The sequence below is a fragment of the Rhizobium sp. FG96 genome, from assembly GCF_057808655.1.
The window spans coordinates 432,706-454,421 of the sequence record NZ_JBMDIL010000002.1 but is presented as its reverse complement, the minus strand read 5'-3'; the positions used below and the strand labels follow the sequence as shown (position 1 = coordinate 454,421).

Genomic DNA, 21,716 nt, shown 5'->3' with positions numbered 1-21,716 from the left:
ACTTTCTTCAAAGAATTGTGACCTTGCAAAGGCTATAGGATGAATTGTTCTTCATCTAGCGCGATTGGCGGGGAAAATTGGCGTTGATATCATTTATAGTAAAATGATATCATGAGTGCGATATGGAGGCGAAGATGTCCGCTATTGTGGTTCGTAACCTGCCCGGAGAAACGCACCGCGCATTGAAGCAGCGGGCGGCGAAGAATGGCCGAAGTACCGAGGCCGAAATTCGCAGTATTCTCGAAGAGGCCGTCAGGCCATCCGGGCGGCTGAAGATCGGTTCGGAATTAGCCGCCTTCGCCAAGGAGATCGGCGATGCGGATCTGATCTTCGAACGCGATCAGACACCTGTCGATGCCGCGGACTTCGAATGATCATTCTCGACACCAACGTGATTTCGGAGCCGATGAAGCCCGATGCCGATCCGAAGGTGCTCGCCTGGCTGGACGATCAAGCGGCGGAAACACTTTATCTCACGTCGGTCAATCTTGCCGAATTGCTGTCCGGTATCGAGGTTCTTCCCGATGGCCGCAGAAAGGCAGGGCTTCATCAGAAGCTTGTTGAGTTGATGGCGCGCTTGTTCGAGGATCGGGTACTGCCCTTCGATGAACCGGCAGCAAGGGAATTTGCGCCGCTGATCGGAAGAGCACGCAGCGCAGGCCGCGTCATCTCCATGGCCGATGGCCAGATTGCGGCAATCGCCAGAACACGCGGCTTTACCGTCGCGACGCGGGACGTGGCGCCTTTCGAGGCGGCCGGGGTGCCGATCATCAATCCGTGGGAAAGCTAGGGCTTTACCGCCGCTTCCCCAGCACCGCTGTGCCCAGCCGCTTCACCGCCTCGCGCAGCTTGTCGCCCTCGATGCCTTCCATCATGCCTTCGAGCTTGCGGGCTGCCTCACCTTTCAGCGGTGGCGGGGTGCGGGAGCGTTTGCTGGCTTGGGAGACCGGTTTCTGGACGATACGGATCTGGTGGACGGCGGAGAAGCCGAAGAAGCTGTTGATGCGCTGGATGAGTTCGCCTTGCGCGTGGGTGAGGAACAGGGCGCGTGCGCCTTCGCAGGCGATCGTCAGGACGCCGGGCTTGTAGGTGCCATCTTCGCTGCCGCGGGCCCAGGCGATCTTTTCGGGGCGGGTGCAATCGGCAAAGTCCTCGCCGGCGATTTCGTCCCATGAGCCGAGGAGCGCGGTGTTGATACCGGCGCGCTTGGCGAGCACGGGATCGATCAGCCCGTTCGCCAGCTCGGAGATCTGCTTTTCACCTTTGCGTGGATAACTCATCGAAACCTTCTGATGCCGCCGCCAATTGGCGTTGCTGCCTTGATCGGGCGGCAATGCTTCGCCAATTATAGGCCACTCCCCGCACTCCGGTAAATGATGACTTCCACGACACTCATCGCGCCAAGCGCAAAAGACCTGCTCGACTGGTACGACCGGCACCATCGCGACCTGCCCTGGCGCGTCTCGCCGCCGATGGCGGCGCGCGGCATCAAGGCCGATCCCTATCGCGTCTGGCTCTCCGAAGTGATGCTGCAGCAGACGACGGTGCAGGCGGTCAAACCCTACTTCGCCAATTTCCTGGCGCGCTGGCCGACGGTGAAGGATCTGGCGGCGGCGCCGAGCGAGGACGTGATGGCGGCCTGGGCGGGACTTGGATACTACGCCCGCGCGCGCAATCTGAAGAAATGTGCCGAGGCTGTCGCGGCCGGTCATGCCGGTATCTTTCCCGATACCGAGGAAGGGCTGAAATCGCTTCCTGGTATCGGCGACTATACGGCGGCGGCTGTCGCCGCCATCGCCTTCAACCGGCAAGCGGCGGTGATGGATGGCAATGTCGAGCGGGTGATCTCCCGCCTCTATGCGATCGCCACCCCCCTTCCCGCCGGCAAGCCGCTGATGAAGCAGAAGGTGGCGCTGCTGACGCCTGCCGACCGGCCGGGCGATTTCGCGCAGGCGATGATGGATCTCGGGGCGACGATCTGTACGCCGAAGCGGCCTGCCTGTTCGCTCTGTCCGTTCAGGGATGCGTGCGAGGCGCTGAGACTGCACGATCCCGAGAAATTTCCGGTCAAGGCGGCGAAGAAGGAGAAGCCGGTGCGCGTTGGGGCAGCCTTCATCGCGGTGACCGCGGAAGGCGAGATCCTGCTGCGGCGGCGCATCGAAAGCGGCCTGCTCGGCGGTATGACGGAAGTGCCGACAACAGGATGGACGGCGCGGATCGACGGGGCGACCGGGACGGATGCGGCACCTTTTGCGGCCGACTGGCAGGCGTCGGGAACGGTCACCCATGTCTTCACGCATTTCGAGCTGCGGCTCTCCATCTACCGCGTCGCCATTGCCGATCCCATTGAAATCAATGACGGATGGTGGGAGCCAGTTACAAATCTTGAAGCCCAGGCGCTGCCGACCATCATGAAAAAAGCGATCGCAGCGGCTATTCCTCTCGCGTTCAAATCAGCCAAGGAATGATAGATGCCCATCAATCATATTGTCTTCGATATCGGCAAAGTGCTCATCCACTATGATCCCAGCCTGCCCTACCAGCGGCTGATCCCCGATGCCGGAGAGCGCAAGTGGTTTTTCGACAATGTCTGCACCCATGACTGGAACATCGAGCAGGACCGCGGCCGCACCTGGGAAGAGGCCGAAGCGCTGCTGATCGAGGCGCATCCCGAGCGCGAAGAGCAGATCCGCCATTTCCGCAGATATTGGCACGAGATGGTGCCGCATGCCTATGAAGACAGCGTCGTAGTCATGGAAGAGCTGATCGCGGGCGGGCACGACGTGACGATGCTGACCAACTTCGCCTCCGATACGTTCCGCGAGGCGCAGGTGCGTTACCCATTCCTGACGAAGACGCGCGGCGTCACCGTTTCGGGCGATGTGAAGCTGATCAAGCCGGATGTGGCGATCTACGAGATGCATGCGAACAGCTTCGGCCTCGATCCGGCAACCACCGTGTTCATCGACGATACCGTCGCCAATGTCGACGGCGCCAAGCAGGCTGGATGGCAGGCGGTGCATTTCACCGGCGCCGACAAGCTGCGCGCCGATCTGACCGCACTCGGCGTGAGGGTCTGATCATGGCGTTCGATCCTGTCGAGGAAATCAAGCTCTTCCACGGCGCCATCAACGCGCTGGATTTCGAAACCATCGAGAACTACTTCGCCGAAGATGCGACCTACGTCTCCAACGGCGTCGGCAGTCTTGCCGGGCGCGGCGAGATCATGGCGGCCTTCCGCAAATATTTCGACGATTACCCGGACCAGACGGCAATCGATACGCTGGTCGAAAAAGTCTCGCCCCGCGCCGGCCGCGCAGTCTGGTCCGTCCGGGCCACGCATAGCGGCACCGGCAAGCCGCTGATCCGCGAGGGCGAGGAGACGATCACCTTCGACGAGGACGGCCATGTGACCCACGTGCAGGTCACCGACTACCAGGCCTTCTAACCGGCAGGGCGGCACCGCGACCGCCCTTTCTGCAACAATCCCTGCAAATGTTGCAACCAACTCAAAGACTTCAGGAACATTCTCGGTTTCCCGCTGTTTTGATCCCAGCCGCACAGATTGCGGCATGCATCAATCAGCAGCCCGGCATGGCCGGCAGGAGGACTAGGATGGGTAGAGGTATATTGCTTTGGTTTCTCGGGGTTCCGATTCCGCTGATCCTGATCATCCTTCTGTTCTGGCACTAGGGGGATCACGATGTCGCAACCCCTATCGAGCGTCGTCACCGGCGCTCCGCAGGAATCCTCGTCCTCGGCCGTCAGCTGGGGACCGATCCTCGCCGGCACGCTGGCCGCCACGGCGATCACCCTGATCTTCATGCTGATCGGCTCCGGACTGGGGCTGACGATGATTTCGCCGTTTGCCGGCGGTAGCAGTTCGCTGGCGACCATCGGCGCGACGGCGGCCGTCTGGCTGATCGTCGTGCAATGGGCATCGTCGGCGCTTGGCGGCTACATTACCGGCCGCCTGAGATCCAAATGGGTGGGCGTTCACACCTACGAGGTGTTTTTTCGCGACACGGCGCATGGCTTCCTTGCCTGGGCGCTGGCAACGCTCATCGTCGTCGGCCTGCTCGGCTCCGCGATATCGTCTCTTGCCAGTGCCGGAGCCAGCGCGACGGCGACCGCGGTTGGTGCCACGGCCGCGGTAGGCGGTGCCGGAGCAGCAGCTGTAGCCTCGAACTCGGACAGTACCGGCGGCTTCTCGACGTCGTATTTCACGGATGCCCTGCTGCGCCCGGCCGATGGCCGCAGCGCGCCGCAGAACCAGAGCAATGAAGCCGTCAGCGCTGAGATCTCCCGCGTGCTGATCAATGGCGCGGCACAAGGCGAGATTTCTGCCGACGACCGCGCCTATCTCGACCAGGTGGTCGCTACGAGGACCGGGCTTTCGGAAGCCGATGCGAAAACCCGTGTCGATGGCGTTCTGAAGCGCATCGACGACGCCAAGGCGGCGGCGCAGAAGGCGGCCGATACGGCGCGCAAGACGGCGTCGGGCGTTGCCCTGATCGGTGCGATGTCGCTGCTCGTCGGCGCCTTCATCGCCAGCGTCTCAGCTGCGATCGGCGGACGCCAGCGGGACGACGACGAGGAGCGTCAGGCGCTGCTGCAGCGGTAAGCCAGAAAAGAAGACGCCCGGGGTGTTGATCCCCGGGCGCCATGGGCCTTCTTCCGTAACTGGAGGTACAAAAACCGGAAGAAGGTAGTCTCGACCGGTAAAGGCTTACGCTATTCCGCCTTTGCCAGATCACTGCGGATGACGGACCGGAGATCGTCGATCGGGCGCAGGGTCTGCCCGTCTTCGTAATGCCAGAAGGTCCATCCGTTGCATGCATCAAGACCCTGGACCTTTGCGCCCAGACGATGAATGGAGCCGGCGTCACCGCCGGAGGCCACGGTGCCGTCGGCGCGGACGATCGCGCTGTAGCGGCGGCGGGCGTCGTGCAGCACCTGGCCGGGCTTGATCAGGCCACTTTCGACGAGAACGTTGAAGGCAACGCGCACTTCCTGCTTCTTGCCGGTCATGACAGTCAGTTCCGCCTTGCCAAGCGGCTCGACGGCGGCGATGCGGGCGGATGCCGCATCGATATAATCCTGCTCGCGCTCGATGCCGACAAAGTGGCGGCCGAGGCGCTTGGCAACGGCACCCGTGGTGCCCGAGCCGAAGAACGGATCGAGGATGACGTCGCCCGGCTTCGAGGAGGCCATGATGACGCGGGCGAGCAGCGCTTCCGGCTTCTGGGTCGGGTGGACCTTCTTGCCGTCGTCGCCCTTCAGGCGCTCGCCGCCGCTGCAGATCGGGAACAGCCAGTCCGAGCGCATCTGCACGTCGTCATTGGCGGCCTTCATCGCATCGTAATTGAAGGTGTAGCCCTTGGCCTTGGCATCCGGGCTCGCCCAGATCATCGTTTCATGGGCGTTCTGGAAACGGCGGCCCTTGAAGTTCGGCATCGGGTTGGTCTTGCGCCAGACGATATCGTTGAGGATCCAGAAATTGAGATCCTGCAGCGTGGCGCCGACGCGGAAGATGTTGTGATAGGAGCCGATGACCCAGATCGTGCCCGTCGGCTTCAGGACGCGGCGGCAGGCGAGCAGCCAGGCGCGCGTGAAGGCATCATAGGCTTCGAAGGAGGCGAACTGATCCCACTCGTCGTCGACGGCATCGACCAGCGACTGGTCGGGACGGTGCAGCGTGCCGCCGAGCTGGAGGTTATACGGCGGGTCGGCGAAAATCACATCGACGGAATTGGTCGGCAGGGCCTCGAGGGCAGCGACACAATCACCCTTGATGATCGTGTCGATCCAGGAATCCGATTTTGCGGAGGCCTTCAGATCGGCAAGCGGAAAGACAGACGCCATTATGATACTCGCTCATACACTTACGCTTTTTACTGATCGTTATGGTTACCCAGTTTGGTTACCAAAGCCTGAAGCGGTGAACGATTTCGGGAAATTATTCAAAAGATACACGCATAAAACGAAGAAGGCGGGCACCCGGCCCGCCTCCCCTCAATTCGTCAGCCTGAGGCCGCTCGTGGCACTCGCCGCCTTGCTGAACAAGGCCGACATCGAGGCGGCCATGTCATCGGTCGGCTTCACCTCGAAAAACAATCCCTCGGTGGCGCAGGCTTTCAGATTGGGGCCAATATTCTTGGCGAAGACGGGGTTGATCGCCTGGTTCCAGATCGGATCAGTAGGGATCGGCAGGTAGGTGGTGTAGAGCACCGCCACCTTGATGCCGCGGTCTTTCAGGGCCGAACAGAGCTTGGGATCGATTGGCTGCAGGCAGCGGTCGGGATTGGACCACCAGGAGCCGCCGGTGCAGCTGTCCTTGCGGCTGTCGCCCATGCCGTCGGTGACGAAGAAGACGACTTCCTGGCGGTCGCCGGTGCTGGCGCCGGTGCCGCCATCGGTCTTGATCTCCTTGCCGATGCTGGTCAGCGCCGTATCGAAGCTCGTCAGTGCATCCTCGTTGAACTGGTGGTGCTGCGTCGTCATCAGGCTGATCTGGCCGATGGCGTTGCGCATCGTCGAGAGATCGCCGGTCAGGCTGGCGATGCGCGAGATGCTGTAATAGGGCGCGGTTTCGGAGGCTGCCGCGCCGAAGGTGTAGGCGGCGAAGCGGTACTGGTTCGGCTGCGTTTCCTCGGCGGCATCGTCCATCAGACCCTTGACGGCATCAGTGACCACGTCGATGCGCAGCGTGATGTCGTTGGCGCGGGCGATGATGTAATCGCTGTCGGTGTTTTCGACGCCGCTGCCCCAGACCATGTGGCAGGCGAAGGCACAGTTGCGGCCGGCGGCATCCGGGGAATTGGCGGTCGCCTTCACCAGTGCGTCGATATCGGCCTGTGTCGCGCCGATACCCATCGAGGGCGTGTTGTCGAGCAGCAGATAGAAATCCGTGTAGCTGGCGCTCGACATGCCGCCGCTCGTCGCCGTGGCCGTGCCTGCGACGGTCATCGTGTCGACGCCAAGAACCTTCATGAAGGTGGTCGGCGCATCGACACTGAAATTGACGGTCGAGGTGACGACGCCGCTTGCCTTAGCGACCTTGATCGTGATGTTGAGCGGCAGGTCGGAGAGCGACTCGCTGAGGCCGCTGGAGCGCTGCGCCATGAACATGTCCCTGGCGTCCGCCTCGGCCACGGTGATCTCGCCATCGCCGGTCATAGCCTGGACGGCCTTGTACCCGGCAGTATCGGGAGCGATCGCGCCGAGGGCGGCGGCATCCGCGGCTTCCATCAGCTCGGTGTGCATTTCGCTTTCGTTGCTATAGTCGACGGCGATGCCAGCGGCGCCCAGGAGCGGCACCATGAGGATTGCTGTCATCACGCCGAAATTGCCGCGCCGGTCCTTGAGAAAGGGACGAAAAACACGCATTAGGAATATGCCTCGGATCTAAAATATAAATCCGTTATGCGGGAAATTCGATAATATACCGTAAGCATGGAAGCGCTTTCACGGCTTCGTGACAGTAAAATAGTACTTTATATACTTTAGATGATAGTGATATCCAAGTTCTATTCTACCAGCAATGGAATGCCGGCAGAACTACCGGCACGCCCTCGTTGATATCGGTTTCAGGCGCCCGCTGCGTCGTGAACCTTGCGGCTGTCCTCGGGCGCCTCGTCCCGTTCGAACATGCCGTAGTCGCGCACGATATGGCCGATGCGCAGGCGATAATCGGCGAAGACGCCGTTGCGGCCGGCGGCCTGGGCGTTGCGGTGGGCCTCACGGTTGCGCCAGTTCTTGACCGCCTCTTCGTCGCGCCAGAAGGACAGCGAGAGGATCTTGCCGCGCATGGTCAGGCTCTCGAAGCGCTCGATGGAGATGAAGCCATCCATGCTTTCGAGTTCGCCGCGCAGCTCCCCGGCGAGATCGAGATACTTGTGGCGCTCGCCCATGAAGGGCACGACTTCGAAAATGACGGCGATCATGGCAGCACCAGCTCGGCATGGGGAGCGGAGACATTCTTCAGGAAGATGCGGTCTTCCTTCAGGATGAAGCGCTCGCGTTTGGCAAATTCGTAGTTCTGGCGGCCGAGAGGATGGGCGGCGAGCTTGGCACGATAGGCCTCGTAGGCGGCCAGGCTCTCGATATTGTAGACGCCGTAAGCCGTCGTCAGCGAGCCCTCGTGCGGGGCGAAATAGCCGATCAGATCGGCGCCGTTCCTCGGGATGGCCTGGCCCCAGTTGCGGGCATATTCGGCGAAGGCCTCCTTCTTGAACGGGTCGATCTCGTAGCGGATGAAGCAGGTGAGCATGTCTTTCTCCTGTTGTTGTGAGAAGAGTTTTGCCATGTTGCGGCACCGGCATGCTTCGGTTACGATCGAACTATGAAAGAAGGACCAGACATCGCACAGATCGGCTCGCTCATCGGCGATCCCGCCCGCGCCAACATGCTGACGGCGCTGATGGGCGGCAAGGCGCTGACGGCGACGGAGCTTGCCGCGGCCGGCGGCATCACGCTGCAGACGGCGAGCACGCATCTTTCCAAGCTCGAAGCCGGTGGCCTGCTAGCGCAGCGCAAGCAGGGGCGGCATCGCTATTTCGCGCTGGCCGACGACGCGGTCGGCAAACTGCTGGAAAGCATCATGGGCTTTGCGGCCGGGCGCGGGCATCTTCGGCATCAGCCGGGACCGAAGGAACCGGCGCTACGCAAGGCGCGCATCTGCTATGATCATCTGGCCGGCGACTACGGCGTGCGGATGCTGGACAGCCTGATCGCCTCGGGCGCCATCAATGCCATCGGCGACGGCTTGGTGGTGACCGAGAAGGGCGAAGACCGCTTCAAGTGCATCGGCATCGACCTGCACGGCCTGAAATCGTCGCGGCGGCCGCTCTGCCGCTCCTGCCTCGACTGGAGCGAGCGGCGCGCGCATCTGGCTGGCGGCCTCGGCAAGGCGCTGCTTTCGAATTTCTTCGACAAGGGCTGGGCGCGGCGAACGGCGGAGAGCCGCTCGGTGATCTTCTCTCCGGAAGGCGAGCGGCAGTTCCTGCAGCTGTTTCCGGCGGACTAAACACAGCCGCCCACAGCGCGCATCGCAGCCATGCCGCCCTGCCCGTTGAGATTTTCCGTTCCATCGTGTAAACGGCGGCGTCCCCAAACAAGGCTGGAAGAATATGCAAGGCTTCGACCTTATTATCTTCGACTGCGACGGCGTTCTGGTCGATTCCGAAATCATTGCGGCGCAAGTCGAGTCCGGGCTTCTGACCGAAGCCGGTTATCCGATCAGCCCCGAGGAAATGGCCGAGCGTTTTGCCGGCATGACCTGGAAGAACATCCTGCTGCAGGTCGAGAAGGAAGCGAGCATTCCGCTTTCCGCCTCGCTGCTCGACAAATCCGAGAAGCTGCTCGACCTGAAGCTCGAAAGCGAAGTGCAGGCGATCGCCGGTGTCGAGGCTGCGGTTTCGAAGCTGCCGCTGAAGCGCTGCATCTGCTCCAATTCCAGCTCCCACCGTCTCGACATGATGCTCGGCAAGGTCGGCCTCAAGCCGCTGTTTGCGCCGCATATCTTCTCGGCCAAGGATCTTGGACCGGATCGCGTCAAGCCGAAGCCGGATATCTTCCTGCATGGCGCGGAGAAGCTCGGCGTTTCGCCGTCGCGCACCGTCGTCGTCGAGGATTCGATCCACGGCGTCCATGCGGCGCGCAGTGCCGGCATGCGGGTCATCGGCTTTACCGGCGCTTCGCACAGCTATCCCTCGCATGCCGATCATCTGACCGATGCCGGCGCCGAAACGGTGATTTCGCGGATGAGCGATCTGCCGGGGGTCGTTGCAGCACTTTCCGAATGGGAAGGCGTGCTCTGATCAGACGAGGAGGTTGACTGCCCCGGGCAGCACCTCGAAACGCGCCGGGATATGGCCCGGCGCCTCGCCATCGCTGTCGATGGATGCGGCCTCACCGGCCGGCCAGACCTCGACGAGCCGGGCCCGGTGGGTGCTGACCAGCGGGCTTTTCACGTGACGGCCGCTATAGATGCTGTTCATCAGCGTCAGCACCTTGAGCCGCGCTGCCCCCTTGATGATCACCACATCGAAGACGCCGTCGGCGACATCAGCCTCCGGCGCCACCTTCATGCCGCCACCGAACCAGGCGCCGTTGGCGATCGCGACAGCGGTGACCGGACCGTCATAGACATCCTCGCCATCGAGGCGCAGGCGGATGCTGAGCGGCTTGTAGCGCAGGATCTCCCGGAGGCTGTGATAGAAGAACACCATCCGCCCTGGCAGCTTGCGGCCGCGGCGCGCCTCGTTGACGGCGCGGACGATCTCGCCGGAGACGCCGAAGCTCGCGATATTGATGAAGTGCCGGGTGCAGGTCAGGCCGTCTTCGGTCTCGCAGGTGAGCAAACCGGCATCGACAGAGCGGACCGGTGCGGTGACAAGATGCTCGGCGATCCTGGCGGGTTCACGCGGGATCTTGAAGTTACGGGCGAAATCGCAGCCGGTGCCTGTCGGGATGAAGGAGAAGACGGCGCCCGGGCGATGCGAGCGGAGGATACCGCCGGCGACCTCGCCGACCGTGCCATCGCCGCCGACGGCGAGCACCAGGTCGCAGCCGTCTTCGGCAAGCTCGCGTCCATGCCTCTCGGCATCGCCGAAACCCTTGGTCTCACGCAGGCTGATATCGGCCGAGCGTGCCTCGAGCGCACGCCGCAACGCGGACCAGAACAGCCGCCTGCCCCGCCTTCCGGACGCCGGATTGAGAACGATACCGATTTTCACGATCTAATCTCTCCCGCCATGACAGAAGCATGACGGGAGGGCCGAAACAAGCGGCGCTTTACGAGCTCTTGGCTTTCTTCTTGGTCTTCGGGGCGTTGCCCTGATCGAAGCCGATATTGACGCGCACCAGCGCGCCCGAGCCGACCGGCAGCTTGAAGCCGTCGTGGCGGAAGAGAACCTGCGTCGAGGTCTGGCCAGGCGGGATCTGCGCGGTGAAGGGCACGGTTTCGCTGTTGATCGCACCCTGGCTATCGACGGCGCTGATGCGGATCGGCAGCGACACAGTGCCGGAACCGCCGGCCGGACCGGCGAGAACGCGAATCTGCGCGACGATGGTCATCGTCAGGTTCTGGTCGTTCAGCGTGCACTGGCGCGTGTAATCGGCGAAGGAGGCCTGATAGACGATCTGGTCGGTCGGCTGCGTATCCTGCTGGCCGGCGGCGCTGTTGACGACAGGCTTCTTGCCGCCCTTGGCATAGGTGCGGAAGATCGCGTCCTGATCACGCATGTAAATCTGTGGGCAGGCACCCTGAACGACGCGCTGGACATTGCCGGAAGCGTTGGTGGCGGTGCCGATCGAGGGGTCGTTGGAAGACGGGTTCTGCGGCGCCATCGGCATGATCTGGGCATTGCCGCTCGGCTGCGCCGGGGTCTCTGCCGGCTTGCTGTCGCCGCCCATTCCAAGGGAATTGCAGCTTGCGAGAAGAGCGGCCAACGATGCTGAAACGATGAGACGGGAGACTTTGCCGAACATGATTATTCCACCCTCTTACAAAGTTTTTTGGCAGGCCCGAAGTCGCGTTTGCAAGGCCTTTCGTCACAGTTTGCGATGGTCTATATCAGCGGCGCAAAGAAAAATCGATTGGGTAAGCACCGTTTTGATGCACATTTCAGCCCGCATCATTCCGGGGGCTTGCTTTCCTTCTCCGGATTTCCTCCGGCCATAACGTCAAGGATGAAGAACGTGGACTATATCTCGACCCGCGGCGAAGCCCCTTCCCTCGGCTTTTGCGATGCGCTTCTGACGGGTCTTGCCCGCGACGGCGGTCTCTATGTTCCGCGTGAATGGCCGCACTTCTCCAAGAAGGACATCCGGGCGCTGCGCGGCAAGAGCTATCAGGAAATCGCGTTCACGATTCTCTCGCCCTTCACCAATGGCGAAATCCCGGCCGACACGTTCCGCGCCATGATCGACGAGGCCTATGGCACCTTCCGCCACCCGGCAATCGCGCCGCTGGTGCAGACCGGCCCGAACAGCTTCGTCATGGAGCTCTTCCACGGCACGACGCTCGCCTTCAAGGACGTGGCGATGCAGCTGCTCGCACGGCTGATGGACTATGCGCTGGAGAAGCGCGGCGAGCGCGCCACCATCGTCGGCGCCACCTCGGGCGATACCGGCGGTGCCGCGATCGACGCTTTCGCGGGCCGCGAGCGCACCGACATCTTCATCCTCTTTCCGCATGGCAAGGTCTCGCCGGTGCAGCAGCGCCAGATGACCACCTCGACCTCGCCGAACGTGCATGCGCTTGCCGTCAACGGCAATTTTGACGACTGCCAGAACCTCGTGAAGGCGATGTTCAACGACGGCGCCTTCCGCGACAAGGTGAAGCTGTCCGGCGTCAACTCGATCAACTGGGCGCGCATCATGGCCCAGATCGTCTATTACTTCACGACCGCGGTTGCGCTCGGCGGTCCGGACCGAAAGATTTCGTTCACCGTACCGACGGGGAATTTCGGGGATATCTTCGCCGGTTACGCCGCCAAGAAGATGGGCCTGCCGATCGGCAAGCTGGTCATCGCCACCAACGAAAACGACATCCTGGCGCGGACGATGAAGACCGGCCGCTACGACATGAAGGAGGTCAAGGCGACCACCTCTCCGTCGATGGATATCCAGATTTCGTCGAACTTCGAACGCCTGCTGTTCGAAGCTTATGACCGCGACGCCTCGAAGGTGCGCCATGCAATGGACAGCCTGAAGCAGTCGAACGGTTTCGAGATCTCCTCGAAGGCGCTTGCCGCCATCAAGAAGGACTTCCGCGCCGGCCGCGCCAGCGAGAAGCAGGTGGCCCAGACGATCAAGCAGACGCATGCCGAAACCGGCTATCTGCTCGATCCGCATTCGGCGATCGGCGTCTTTGTTGCGGCCAAGCACGAGAAGCCGAACACGCCGATGGTGACGCTGGCGACAGCCCACCCGGCTAAGTTCCCGGCGGCCGTAAAATCCGCCTCCGGTATTGACCCGGCGCTCCCGACGTGGCTTGCTGATCTGATGCTTAAGGAGGAGCGCTTCCAAGTCATCGATCCGGAACTTAAGGCCGTTGAAAGCTTTATCGGCAAGCATGCCCGGACGTAATTCGGCAGGCGCAGAAAGATAGCCAATGACAGTTGAGTGCACCCGGCTCAAATCCGGGCTGACAGTAGTGACCCAAACCATGCCGCACCTTGAAAGTGCCGCGCTCGGGGTCTGGATCAAATCAGGTTCGCGCAACGAGACGGAAGACGAGCATGGCATCGCCCACCTGCTCGAACACATGGCTTTCAAGGGAACCGCACGCCGCTCGGCGCGCGATATCGCCGAAGAAATCGAGGATGTCGGCGGCGAAGTGAACGCCGCGACATCGACCGAAACCACCTCCTATTACGCCCGTGTCCTCAAGGATCACGTACCGCTCGCCATCGATATCCTCGCCGACATCCTGACGGAATCGGCTTTCGAGGAAGATGAGCTGGAGCGCGAAAAGCAGGTCATCCTGCAGGAAATCAACGCCGCCAACGACACGCCCGACGACGTGGTCTTCGACAAGTTCTCGGAGACCGCCTATCGCGACCAGACGCTCGGCCGGCCGATCCTCGGCACGCCGGAGACCGTCGTCTCCTTCTCGCCGCAGCAGATTCGCGCCTATCTCAGCCGCAACTACACGACGGACCGCATGTTCGTCGTCGCAGCCGGTGCCGTAAAGCACGACGAATTCGTGAAGATGGTGGAGCAGCGCTTCGCCAGCCTGCCGACCTCGCCGAGCGCCCCGCCCGTCATGGAGCCCGCCCGCTATATCGGCGGCAACGTGCGCGAGACGCGCGACCTGATGGACGCGCAGATCCTGCTCGGCTTCGAGGGCAAGGCCTATCACGCCCGCGACTTCTACTGTTCGCAGATCCTCGCCAATATCCTCGGCGGCGGCATGTCCTCCCGCCTGTTCCAGGAAGTGCGCGAAATCCGCGGCCTCTGCTACTCGATCTATGCCTTCCACTGGGGCTTTTCCGATACCGGCATCTTCGGCATCCATGCCGCGACCGGCGGCGAGAACCTGCCGGAGCTGGTGCCCGTCATCATCGACGAGCTGCACAAGTCGGCCTCGTCGATCGAGCAGAAGGAAATCGAGCGCGCCCGCGCCCAGATCCGCGCCCAGCTTCTCATGGGCCAGGAAAGCCCGGCCGCCCGCGCCGGTCAGATCGCCCGCCAGATGATGCTTTACGGCCGCCCGATCTCCAACCAGGAGATGATGGAACGGCTGGAAGGCATCACCGTCGAGCGCCTCACCGACCTCGCCGGCCGGCTGTTCTTCGACACCGTTCCGACGCTTTCGGCGATCGGCCCGCTGGAGCAGCTTGCCCCGATGGAAGACATCGCCGCATCGCTTTCCGCCACGGTGCCGCAGTCCAAGCAAGCAAGCCGCTAGACCGCTTTCAGCCCGCCGGGAGTGATCGATGCCCAAATCGGTTTTTCGGTTCCTGTCGCGGCAGCCGGAAGCAGTCGAGCTGGAAAACAGCCGCTATGCCCTGCGGCTGCCCCGCTATCAGGACTTCAACCAGTGGCACAGGCTGCGCTCGGACAGCCGCCGGTTCCTGGAACCCTGGGAGCCGACCTGGCGGCGTGACGAACTGACGGAGGGCGCCTTCCGCGCCCGCGTCATTCGCGGCAAGCAGGAATATGCTTCCGGACAGGCGATCCCGCTCTTCCTGTTTTCCAAGCCCGAGATGGAACTGCTCGGCGGCATCACCATCGGCTACATCCGCCGCGGGGCGGCGCAAAGCTGCATGATCGGCTACTGGATGGGCGAGAAGCACGCCGGCCAGGGCCATATGTTCGCCGCACTTCAGTTGGTTATACCCTATATCTTCGCAGGGCTTGAGTTGCACCGTATCGAAGCTGCCTGTATTCCAGACAACGCACGGAGCATTCGCCTGCTTGAAAAAGCCGGGTTTCAGCGGGAAGGCTATCTGCGCGGATACTTGAAAATAAACGGTCAGTGGCATGATCATGTGATGTTTTCACTGCTCGCCACCGACGCGGATACAGGCAGGAAAACCGACAGCCGATGACCACGAACCGCATGCTGCACACATCACCGTCCGGCCGATTGATCGCGGTGATCGCAGCCTTCTTCCTGTCGGTGCTTGCGCTGGCTGCAGGCACCGCGCATGCGGCTGAACCGGTCAAGATTTCGCGTGACGACACGGCGCTCGACCTGACCAAGACCACTGAAATCTATGCCAACCAGGGGGAAGCCTTCCAGGTTTCCACCGCAGCCGGTGCCGATGGTATCCGGCGGCGTATTGAGGTACGTGCCAGCTCGGACAACCACCAGGGCGACTGGGCGGTATTCGCACTTGCCAACGTTTCGGAAGAGCAGCTGGAGCGCGTCATCGTCGCCCCGCATTTCCGCCTCGTCAATTCCAAGCTTTTCTGGCCGGATCTCGGCTCGCAGCGCATCATGGCAATCACGCCGAGCGAGGGCTTTGCGCTCGACCGGCAGCCGAGCGACGAGGCCGACGTCTTCCGCATCACGCTGAACCCGGGCGCCGTCATCACCTTCGTCGCCGAGCTCACCAGCCCCGATCTGCCGCAGATCTATCTCTGGGAACCCGACGCCTACAAGGACACGATCAACGCCTTCACGCTCTATCGCGGCATCGTGCTCGGCATTGCCGGTCTGCTGGCGGTGTTCCTGACGATCCTGTTCGTCGTCAAGGGAACCTCGATGCTGCCGGCGACGGCCGCACTCGCCTGGGCGGTGCTCGGCTATATCTGCGTCGATTTCGGCTTCCTCGGGAAACTGATCAGCATCGCTTCGGCGGACCAGCGAATATGGCGCGCCTGCGCGGAAGTGGCGCTGGCCTCGAGTTTCGTGATCTTCCTGTTCACCTATCTGAACCTCAACCGATGGCACACGCATCTCGGCTACGCGACGCTTGCCTGGGTGCTCGGTCTCGCCCTGCTCTTCGGCGTGGCGATCTACGATCCGTCGATCGCCGCCGGTATCGCCCGCCTGTCCTTCGCGCTGACGGCGACGATGGGCCTGGTGCTGATCGTCTATCTCGGCCTCAACCGCTATGACCGCGCGATCCTGCTCGTACCTGCCTGGGCGCTGATCCTCGTCTGGATCTTCGGGGCGTGGCTGACGATCACCGGCCGGCTCGACAACGACATCATCCAGCCGGCGCTCGGCGGCGGTCTCGTTCTGATCGTGCTTTTGATCGGCTTCACCGTCATGCAGCACGCCTTTGCGGGCGGCGCATTCCAGCAGGGACTGTTCTCCGATCTGGAGCGGCAGTCCCTCGCACTCACTGGCTCCGGCGACATGGTCTGGGATTGGGATGTGGCGCGCGACCGCGTCGTCACCATCCCCGATGTGTCCGTCAAGCTCGGGCTTTCGCCGGGCACCATGCATGGCGCGGCGCGCAACTGGCTGCCGCGGCTGCATCCTGATGATCGCGACCGCTTCCGCGCCACGCTCGACGTTCTGCTCGAGCATCGCCGCGGGCGCCTGAACCACGAATTCCGCATCCGCGCCGAGGACGGCCATTTCCATTGGCTGTTGATCCGTGCCCGGCCGGTGCTCGGCTCGAACGGCGAGATCATCCGCTGCGTCGGCACGATCGTCGATGTCACGGAACAGAAGAACTCCGTCGAGCGGCTGCTCCATGACGCGCTGCACGACAACCTGACCGGCCTGCCGAACCGCCAGCTCTTCCTCGACCGCCTGCAATCCGTTCTGGCGCTGGCGCCTTCCGGCGAGACGCTGCGGCCGACGGTAATGGTGATCGATATCGACCGCTACAAGCTGGTCAACGACGCGCTCGGCGTTGCTGCCGGCGACAACATCCTGATCGCGTTGACGCGCCGCCTTCGCCGCCTCTTGAAGCAGCAGGATACGCTGGCGCGCCTTGCCGGCGACCAGTTCGGCCTGATCCTGGTCTCGGAACGCGATCCGGCGAAGATTGCCGATTTTGCCGATGCGATCAGCAAGGCGATCATGGTGCCGATCAACTTCTCGAACCGCGAGATCATCCTGACCGCTTCGATCGGCCTCGCCTCCTGGGTGGACCAGCAGGAAAACGCATCGGGCATGCTGAGCGATGCCGAGCTTGCGATGTATCGCGCAAAGCGCGCCGGCGGCAATCGCGTCGAGCCGTTCCGCCCCGCCTTCCGCGATTTCGGCGCCGACCGTCTGCAGCTGGAATCCGACCTGCGCCGCGCCATCGAGCGCAAGGAGCTGTCGATGGTCTATCAGCCGATCGCCGGGCTGGAGAATGTCGAGATCGCCGGTTTCGAGGCGCTGATGCGCTGGGAACATCCGAAGCGCGGCAATATCCCGCCATCGGAATTCATCCCGATCGCCGAGGCTTCCGACATTATCGGCCCGCTCGGCCTCTTCGCGCTCGAGCAGGCGACCAACGACCTGATGGGCTGGCAAAACCAGACCGGCGAATTGCCGATCTTCGTTTCGATCAATCTCTCCAGCGTCCAGCTGCTCAACAACGAACTCTATGACGACGTGCGCTCGGTGCTTGCCAAGACGCATTGCGAACCCTCGCGCCTGAAGCTGGAGCTGACGGAATCGATGGTGATGGAGAACCCGGAACAGGCGCGCCTCGTGCTGCAGAAGCTCAAGGAAGCCGGTCTCGGCCTGGCGCTCGACGACTTCGGCACCGGCTACTCCTCCCTCTCTTATCTCACGCGCTTCCCGTTCGATACGATCAAGCTCGACAAGGCGCTGGTGCGCGACGACAGCGACAAGAAGGCGACCATCCTGCGCTCGGTCATCAACATGGCCCGCGAACTCGACATGAAGGTGGTGGCCGAGGGGATCGAATCCAACGAGGATGCGATCGAGCTGGCGAAGATGGGCTGCAGCTACGGCCAGAGCTACCTCTTCGGCCCGCCGATGCCGTCGGAATCGGTTCTGCGGCTGCTGAAGGAACGCTTTCCGCTGACGAAGCGGGCTTGAGCCGAGAGTATCTTTTCGCGGGAATTCGTCCGGCGATACAATTTCCTCTGGTTGCAAATTGCGACAGAACGATGTGGCAAAGGCGTCACGTTTAAGGCGCTTTGCCACTTTTTTATACGTGTGCGTTTAGCATATAATTGACGAGACCCGCTCCGCGCGGTCTTACTGTTTCCGTTGACAATCGGCGCGTTCCCTCTCCGGCGTCCCCCTCGCGGCACCGCACGCCTCGCGCCACATGCGAGCCAACCGCAAGGCAGGCTCTGAAACGGAGACAAGCATGAACATCAAGAGCCTTCTTCTCGGCTCCGCTGCTGCGTTCGCAGCAGTTTCCGGCGCCCAGGCTGCCGACGCCATCGTCGCGGCCGAGCCGGAACCCGTGGAATATGTCCGCGTCTGCGACGCGTACGGAACAGGCTACTTCTACATACCGGGCACCGAGACCTGCCTGAAGATCGGCGGCTATCTGCGCTTCGAAGTCGGCTTCGGCGCCGGTGATGGTTATGACAACAACGGCCCGGGTGGCGGTGGCGGTGAGGACTGGGAAACCCACACCCGTGCCCACGTCTCGTTCGACGCCAAGAGCGATACCGAATACGGCACGCTGACCAGCCGCATCGTGCTCGAAGCGAACCGCTTCTCGGGCGGCCCCTTCGGCTCATCGGGTGCGGAGTTCGTCGGTGCAGGTAACTCTGCTTTCGGTACCGAAGACTCGATGTTTATCGACGAGGCTTATATCGATCTCGCCGGATTCCGTGCCGGCCGCTTCGCGAGCTGGTGGGATAACGACTTCTCCGGTGAATCCGACCTGATGACCGGTATCGACACCAAGTGGAACGCGATCCGCTACGAATATGACAGCGACAGCTTCAATGCCGGTCTGTCATTTGAAGATCTCGGCTCCAACTTCGACAACGACAATAACGGTCTCGGCATCGACGCCATGGTCGGTGGCAAGGCCGGAGGCTTCACCTGGCAGGTTTATGGCGGCTACGACGCAGATGCCCAGGAAGGCTCGGTAACAGCACGCATCGGTGCCGAAATCGGCCCCGGCCTGTTTGAACTTGCCGGTCTCTATTCGAGCGGTCCGAACACATATTACGAGGCCAGCGAATGGGCGGTGATCGCGCAATATGCGCTGAAGATCAACGACAAGTTCACCTTCACGCCGGAAGTGCAATATGCCGGCCGAATTCGTGAGGCCGACGACGAGTACCACGGCGGCAACATGTGGCGTGCCGGTGCGACGCTCGATTACAAGATCGTAGACAACCTGACCCTGCACACCGCAGCCACCTATGTCGCCGAGAACCACGACTTCCCGGGCACCGACGACTCGCATTACGTCGAAGGCTTCGTGCGCCTGGAACGCGACTTCTGAGAGCGCTTGCTTCACAGTGAAAGAAAGACCCGGCGCAAGGCCGGGTCTTTTGCTTTTGTGCATTCAGGCCTGCGGCACCCGCGCGATCACCTTGATCTCGAAATCGAAGCCGGCCAGCCAGTTGACGCCGACGGCGGTCCAGGTGGGATAAGGCGCTTCGCCGAGAAAGGTCTCGCGGATCGCCATGAAGGTCTCGAACTGGTTTTGCGGATCGGTGTGGAAGCTGGTGACGTCGATGACGTCCTCGAACGTCGCGCCGGCAGCTTTCAGCACGGCATTGAGGTTTTCGAAGGCGAGCGTCACCTGCCGCTCATAATCCGGCTCCGGCGAACCGTCGGCGCGGCTGCCGACCTGGCCGGAGACGAACAGCAGGTCACCTGAACGCACCGCCGCGGAATAGCGGTGCGCGGTGTAGAGGGCGTGGCGGTCAGCCGGAAAGATTGCTTCGCGTTTGGTCATGTCTAACTCCTGATGACAAAGCGGACCCCGCGGGCAGACACGCGCCTGCCCGGCCTTGCACCGTGATCTGTGGTGAGGTCCGCACTTAACAAGTGGCAGCGATTTTGATATACGCTCCGTATGCGTATATGTTTGCATACGTCTCGTATGTCAATATGCATACGAGACGTATGTTCGATTTCAGGAGAGTGCCGTGGTTGGAAAACGCCGCGCGGAAATGATGGAAGAGACCCGGGCCAAGCTTATCCAGGCGGGCCGGAAGGCTTTTGCGACAAAGGGTTACGCCGCATCCTCGATGGATGATTTCACCGCCGAGGCCGGACTGACGCGCGGCGCGCTCTATCATAATTTCGGCGACAAAAAGGGTCTGCTGCAGGCGGTGATCGACCAGATCGATGCGGAAATGCTGGTGCGGATGTGCGCTGCGCAGAAACAGGCACCGACGCGCTGGGAGGGCTTTCTGGCCGAGGGGATCGCCTATATCGAGATGGCGCTCGAGCCGGAGATCCAGCGCATCATGCTGCTCGACGGTCCCGCCGTTCTCGGCGATCCCTCGCAATGGCCGAGCCAGAACGCCTGCCTGACGACGACGGCGGCGACGATCCAGGCGCTGATCAATGAAGGCACGGTCAAACCTGTCGATGCGGAAGCTGCCGCCCGCCTCTATAACGGCGCGGCGCTGAATGCGGCGCTGTGGATCGCCGCGGAAAAGGATTCCGCCGAGGTCTTCGCGAAGGCCGTCGAAGCGTTCAAGCAGCTCGCAAGCGGCCTACTGAAGACGCCCGCCTGATCAGGCCGCCGCGCGCTGCCACTCCATGTTGGCGCCCTGGATCAGGGCGTGCACATAGTCGAGCTTGGCGATGACGGGCGGCGAGAGCACGAAAGGATAGGAATCCGGCTGGCCCATGCTGCGCTGGATGGCATTGATGGCGACGCTGAGCGGGATCCAGGCGCTGGCGAGCTGTTCGGCATCCTTGGCCCTGTAAGGCTGAAAATCGACTTCCGCCGCCATCTCCTCGTGACCGCGCGGATCGATGGCGATGCCAAAGGCGCGCGCCGTCTCCAGCGTATCGACGATATGCAGGTAGTGGGCGAAGCACTCGGCGAAATCCTCCCAGGGATGGGAGGCGGCATAGGCGCTGATGAAGCTCTCCTGCCAGCCGAGCGGCGCGCCATTGGCATAGTGGTTCTGAAGGGCGACGCCATAATCCTGGCGCTCGTCGCCGAAGACCGCGCGGAAGGCATCGAAGCCATTGCGGTCACGCACCAACTTGTTCCAGATGAAATGCCCGGTCTCGTGGCGGAAGTGGCCGAGCAGCGTGCGGTAGGGCTCGTCCATGGCGTTGCGCGCCAGCTCGCGCGTCACGTCGTCGGCCTCGGCGGCGCGGATGGCGATCAGCCCCTCCTCGTGGCCGGTCATGGCGGGCACGACATTGCCGTCGTTCTGCACCACGTCCTCCAGGAAGTCGAAGACCAGCCCGCCCTGCGGATCTTCCTCGCGGTCGGGATGCGGCAAGTGCCAGCGCAGCAGCGAATAGAAGAGATGGCGCTGCGCCTGACTGATGCGGCGCCAGCGGTCGATGCCGTCCTGCGTATTTGTGTTGGGCACCAGCCGGTTATGCCGGCAGGCGATGCAGAAAGGATTGGGATCATCGGCCGAGGTCAGCCAGTTGCAGATATCGAGAGCGGCATTGGCGCAGAAGCGCACCGCCCTCTGCGGCCTCGCGACCAGCTGCCAGGCCACGTCATCGCGCGGCTCTAGCGCGTGCATTGCCACATCCTCGGGCAGGAAGCCCAGGCGATGATTGCAGCGCACGCATTGGCGATTGTCGAAATGGACGACCTGATCACAGTTGTCGCAGGCGAAAAGTCTCATGGAAGCACCCCGGCACGAACGGACGAAAAATG

23 protein-coding genes are annotated in these 21,716 nt (G+C 62.3%); 14 read left to right on the top strand and 9 right to left on the bottom strand.

Going from position 1 to position 21,716, the window contains the following annotated elements; genetic code table 11:
* Positions 1 to 122: 122 nt before the first annotated feature.
* Together ACODR6_RS05445 and ACODR6_RS05440 are read left to right on the top strand one after the other, a co-directional pair.
* Complete coding sequence (locus ACODR6_RS05445; protein WP_489021313.1) at positions 123 to 374, top strand: FitA-like ribbon-helix-helix domain-containing protein; 252 nt, start codon at positions 123 to 125, stop codon at positions 372 to 374.
* Positions 371 to 790 carry a type II toxin-antitoxin system VapC family toxin gene (locus tag ACODR6_RS05440; protein ID WP_489021311.1) on the top strand — a complete coding sequence of 140 codons (420 nt, stop codon included), beginning with the start codon at positions 371 to 373 and terminating at the stop codon, positions 788 to 790. The genes ACODR6_RS05445 and ACODR6_RS05440 overlap by 4 nt, the downstream gene beginning before the upstream one ends.
* A gap of 4 nt (positions 791 to 794) precedes the next feature.
* On the opposite strand, the gene ACODR6_RS05435 is transcribed toward ACODR6_RS05440, so the two are convergent.
* Complete coding sequence (locus ACODR6_RS05435) at positions 795 to 1,280, bottom strand: DUF721 domain-containing protein (RefSeq protein ID WP_112714324.1); 486 nt, start codon at positions 1,278 to 1,280, stop codon at positions 795 to 797.
* Positions 1,281 to 1,376: 96 nt separating this feature from the next.
* Between ACODR6_RS05435 and mutY the strand changes: the two genes are divergently transcribed.
* The 4 genes from mutY (at position 1,377) to ACODR6_RS05415 (ending at position 4,624) form a co-directional block, all read left to right on the top strand.
* Positions 1,377 to 2,468 (top strand): A/G-specific adenine glycosylase, encoded by a 1,092-nt coding sequence (gene mutY / locus ACODR6_RS05430; RefSeq protein ID WP_489021540.1) that lies wholly within the window; start codon positions 1,377 to 1,379, stop codon positions 2,466 to 2,468.
* A 3-nt stretch (positions 2,469 to 2,471) separates the two neighbouring features.
* Positions 2,472 to 3,080, top strand: coding sequence for an HAD family hydrolase (locus ACODR6_RS05425; RefSeq protein ID WP_489021309.1), 609 nt, complete (start codon positions 2,472 to 2,474; stop codon positions 3,078 to 3,080).
* 2 nt (positions 3,081 to 3,082) lie between these two features.
* The gene (locus ACODR6_RS05420) at positions 3,083 to 3,448 is read left to right on the top strand and encodes a nuclear transport factor 2 family protein (RefSeq protein ID WP_203429442.1); all 366 of its coding nucleotides are present in this window, start codon (positions 3,083 to 3,085) and stop codon (positions 3,446 to 3,448) included.
* A 255-nt stretch (positions 3,449 to 3,703) separates the two neighbouring features.
* A complete protein-coding gene (locus tag ACODR6_RS05415) occupies positions 3,704 to 4,624 on the top strand; it encodes a hypothetical protein (RefSeq protein WP_489021306.1) in 921 nt (306 codons plus the stop codon).
* A gap of 110 nt (positions 4,625 to 4,734) precedes the next feature.
* On the opposite strand, the gene ACODR6_RS05410 is transcribed toward ACODR6_RS05415, so the two are convergent.
* The 4 genes from ACODR6_RS05410 to ACODR6_RS05395 form a co-directional block, all read right to left on the bottom strand.
* A complete protein-coding gene (locus tag ACODR6_RS05410; protein ID WP_112712803.1) occupies positions 4,735 to 5,865 on the bottom strand; it encodes a site-specific DNA-methyltransferase in 1,131 nt (376 codons plus the stop codon).
* Positions 5,866 to 6,015: 150 nt separating this feature from the next.
* The gene (locus ACODR6_RS05405; protein WP_489021304.1) at positions 6,016 to 7,389 is read right to left on the bottom strand and encodes a pilus assembly protein TadG-related protein; all 1,374 of its coding nucleotides are present in this window, start codon (positions 7,387 to 7,389) and stop codon (positions 6,016 to 6,018) included.
* 200 nt (positions 7,390 to 7,589) lie between these two features.
* Complete coding sequence (locus ACODR6_RS05400) at positions 7,590 to 7,946, bottom strand: antibiotic biosynthesis monooxygenase family protein (protein WP_130278892.1); 357 nt, start codon at positions 7,944 to 7,946, stop codon at positions 7,590 to 7,592.
* On the bottom strand, positions 7,943 to 8,272 hold the full coding sequence (locus tag ACODR6_RS05395; protein ID WP_489021301.1) for an NIPSNAP family protein: 330 nt from the start codon (positions 8,270 to 8,272) through the stop codon (positions 7,943 to 7,945). The genes ACODR6_RS05400 and ACODR6_RS05395 overlap by 4 nt, the downstream gene beginning before the upstream one ends.
* Before the next feature lie 72 nt (positions 8,273 to 8,344).
* Between ACODR6_RS05395 and ACODR6_RS05390 the strand changes: the two genes are divergently transcribed.
* Positions 8,345 to 9,028, top strand: a complete 684-nt coding sequence (locus ACODR6_RS05390) for an ArsR/SmtB family transcription factor (RefSeq protein ID WP_489021299.1) — start codon at positions 8,345 to 8,347, stop codon at positions 9,026 to 9,028.
* 103 nt (positions 9,029 to 9,131) lie between these two features.
* On the top strand, positions 9,132 to 9,821 hold the full coding sequence (locus ACODR6_RS05385) for an HAD family hydrolase (protein WP_112712813.1): 690 nt from the start codon (positions 9,132 to 9,134) through the stop codon (positions 9,819 to 9,821).
* Here ACODR6_RS05385 and ACODR6_RS05380 read toward each other — a convergent pair whose 3' ends face one another.
* Positions 9,822 to 10,739, bottom strand: a complete 918-nt coding sequence (locus ACODR6_RS05380) for a diacylglycerol/lipid kinase family protein (protein WP_130278895.1) — start codon at positions 10,737 to 10,739, stop codon at positions 9,822 to 9,824.
* 58 nt (positions 10,740 to 10,797) lie between these two features.
* Positions 10,798 to 11,493: a hypothetical protein gene (locus ACODR6_RS05375; protein WP_489021296.1), complete on the bottom strand. Its 696-nt coding sequence runs from the start codon at positions 11,491 to 11,493 to the stop codon at positions 10,798 to 10,800.
* 210 nt (positions 11,494 to 11,703) lie between these two features.
* Between ACODR6_RS05375 and thrC the strand changes: the two genes are divergently transcribed.
* From thrC to ACODR6_RS05350, 5 genes are all read left to right on the top strand, one after another.
* A complete protein-coding gene (gene thrC, locus ACODR6_RS05370; RefSeq protein ID WP_489021294.1) occupies positions 11,704 to 13,095 on the top strand; it encodes a threonine synthase in 1,392 nt (463 codons plus the stop codon).
* Positions 13,096 to 13,120: 25 nt separating this feature from the next.
* On the top strand, positions 13,121 to 14,419 hold the full coding sequence (locus tag ACODR6_RS05365) for a M16 family metallopeptidase (RefSeq protein WP_489021292.1): 1,299 nt from the start codon (positions 13,121 to 13,123) through the stop codon (positions 14,417 to 14,419).
* Positions 14,420 to 14,447: 28 nt separating this feature from the next.
* Positions 14,448 to 15,062 (top strand): GNAT family N-acetyltransferase, encoded by a 615-nt coding sequence (locus tag ACODR6_RS05360; protein ID WP_449096387.1) that lies wholly within the window; start codon positions 14,448 to 14,450, stop codon positions 15,060 to 15,062.
* Positions 15,059 to 17,971, top strand: coding sequence for a sensor domain-containing phosphodiesterase (locus ACODR6_RS05355; RefSeq protein ID WP_130278899.1), 2,913 nt, complete (start codon positions 15,059 to 15,061; stop codon positions 17,969 to 17,971). The genes ACODR6_RS05360 and ACODR6_RS05355 overlap by 4 nt, the downstream gene beginning before the upstream one ends.
* A 277-nt stretch (positions 17,972 to 18,248) precedes the next feature.
* The gene (locus tag ACODR6_RS05350) at positions 18,249 to 19,349 is read left to right on the top strand and encodes a porin (protein ID WP_489021289.1); all 1,101 of its coding nucleotides are present in this window, start codon (positions 18,249 to 18,251) and stop codon (positions 19,347 to 19,349) included.
* Between the two features lie 63 nt (positions 19,350 to 19,412).
* Here ACODR6_RS05350 and ACODR6_RS05345 read toward each other — a convergent pair whose 3' ends face one another.
* The gene (locus ACODR6_RS05345) at positions 19,413 to 19,808 is read right to left on the bottom strand and encodes a RidA family protein (protein ID WP_203429450.1); all 396 of its coding nucleotides are present in this window, start codon (positions 19,806 to 19,808) and stop codon (positions 19,413 to 19,415) included.
* 217 nt (positions 19,809 to 20,025) lie between these two features.
* Between ACODR6_RS05345 and ACODR6_RS05340 the strand changes: the two genes are divergently transcribed.
* Complete coding sequence (locus tag ACODR6_RS05340; RefSeq protein WP_203430013.1) at positions 20,026 to 20,598, top strand: TetR/AcrR family transcriptional regulator; 573 nt, start codon at positions 20,026 to 20,028, stop codon at positions 20,596 to 20,598.
* On the opposite strand, the gene ACODR6_RS05335 is transcribed toward ACODR6_RS05340, so the two are convergent.
* Positions 20,599 to 21,684, bottom strand: a complete 1,086-nt coding sequence (locus ACODR6_RS05335) for a zinc-binding metallopeptidase family protein (protein WP_203429451.1) — start codon at positions 21,682 to 21,684, stop codon at positions 20,599 to 20,601. It abuts the gene before it with no gap.
* Between the last annotated feature and the right edge of the window lie 32 nt (positions 21,685 to 21,716).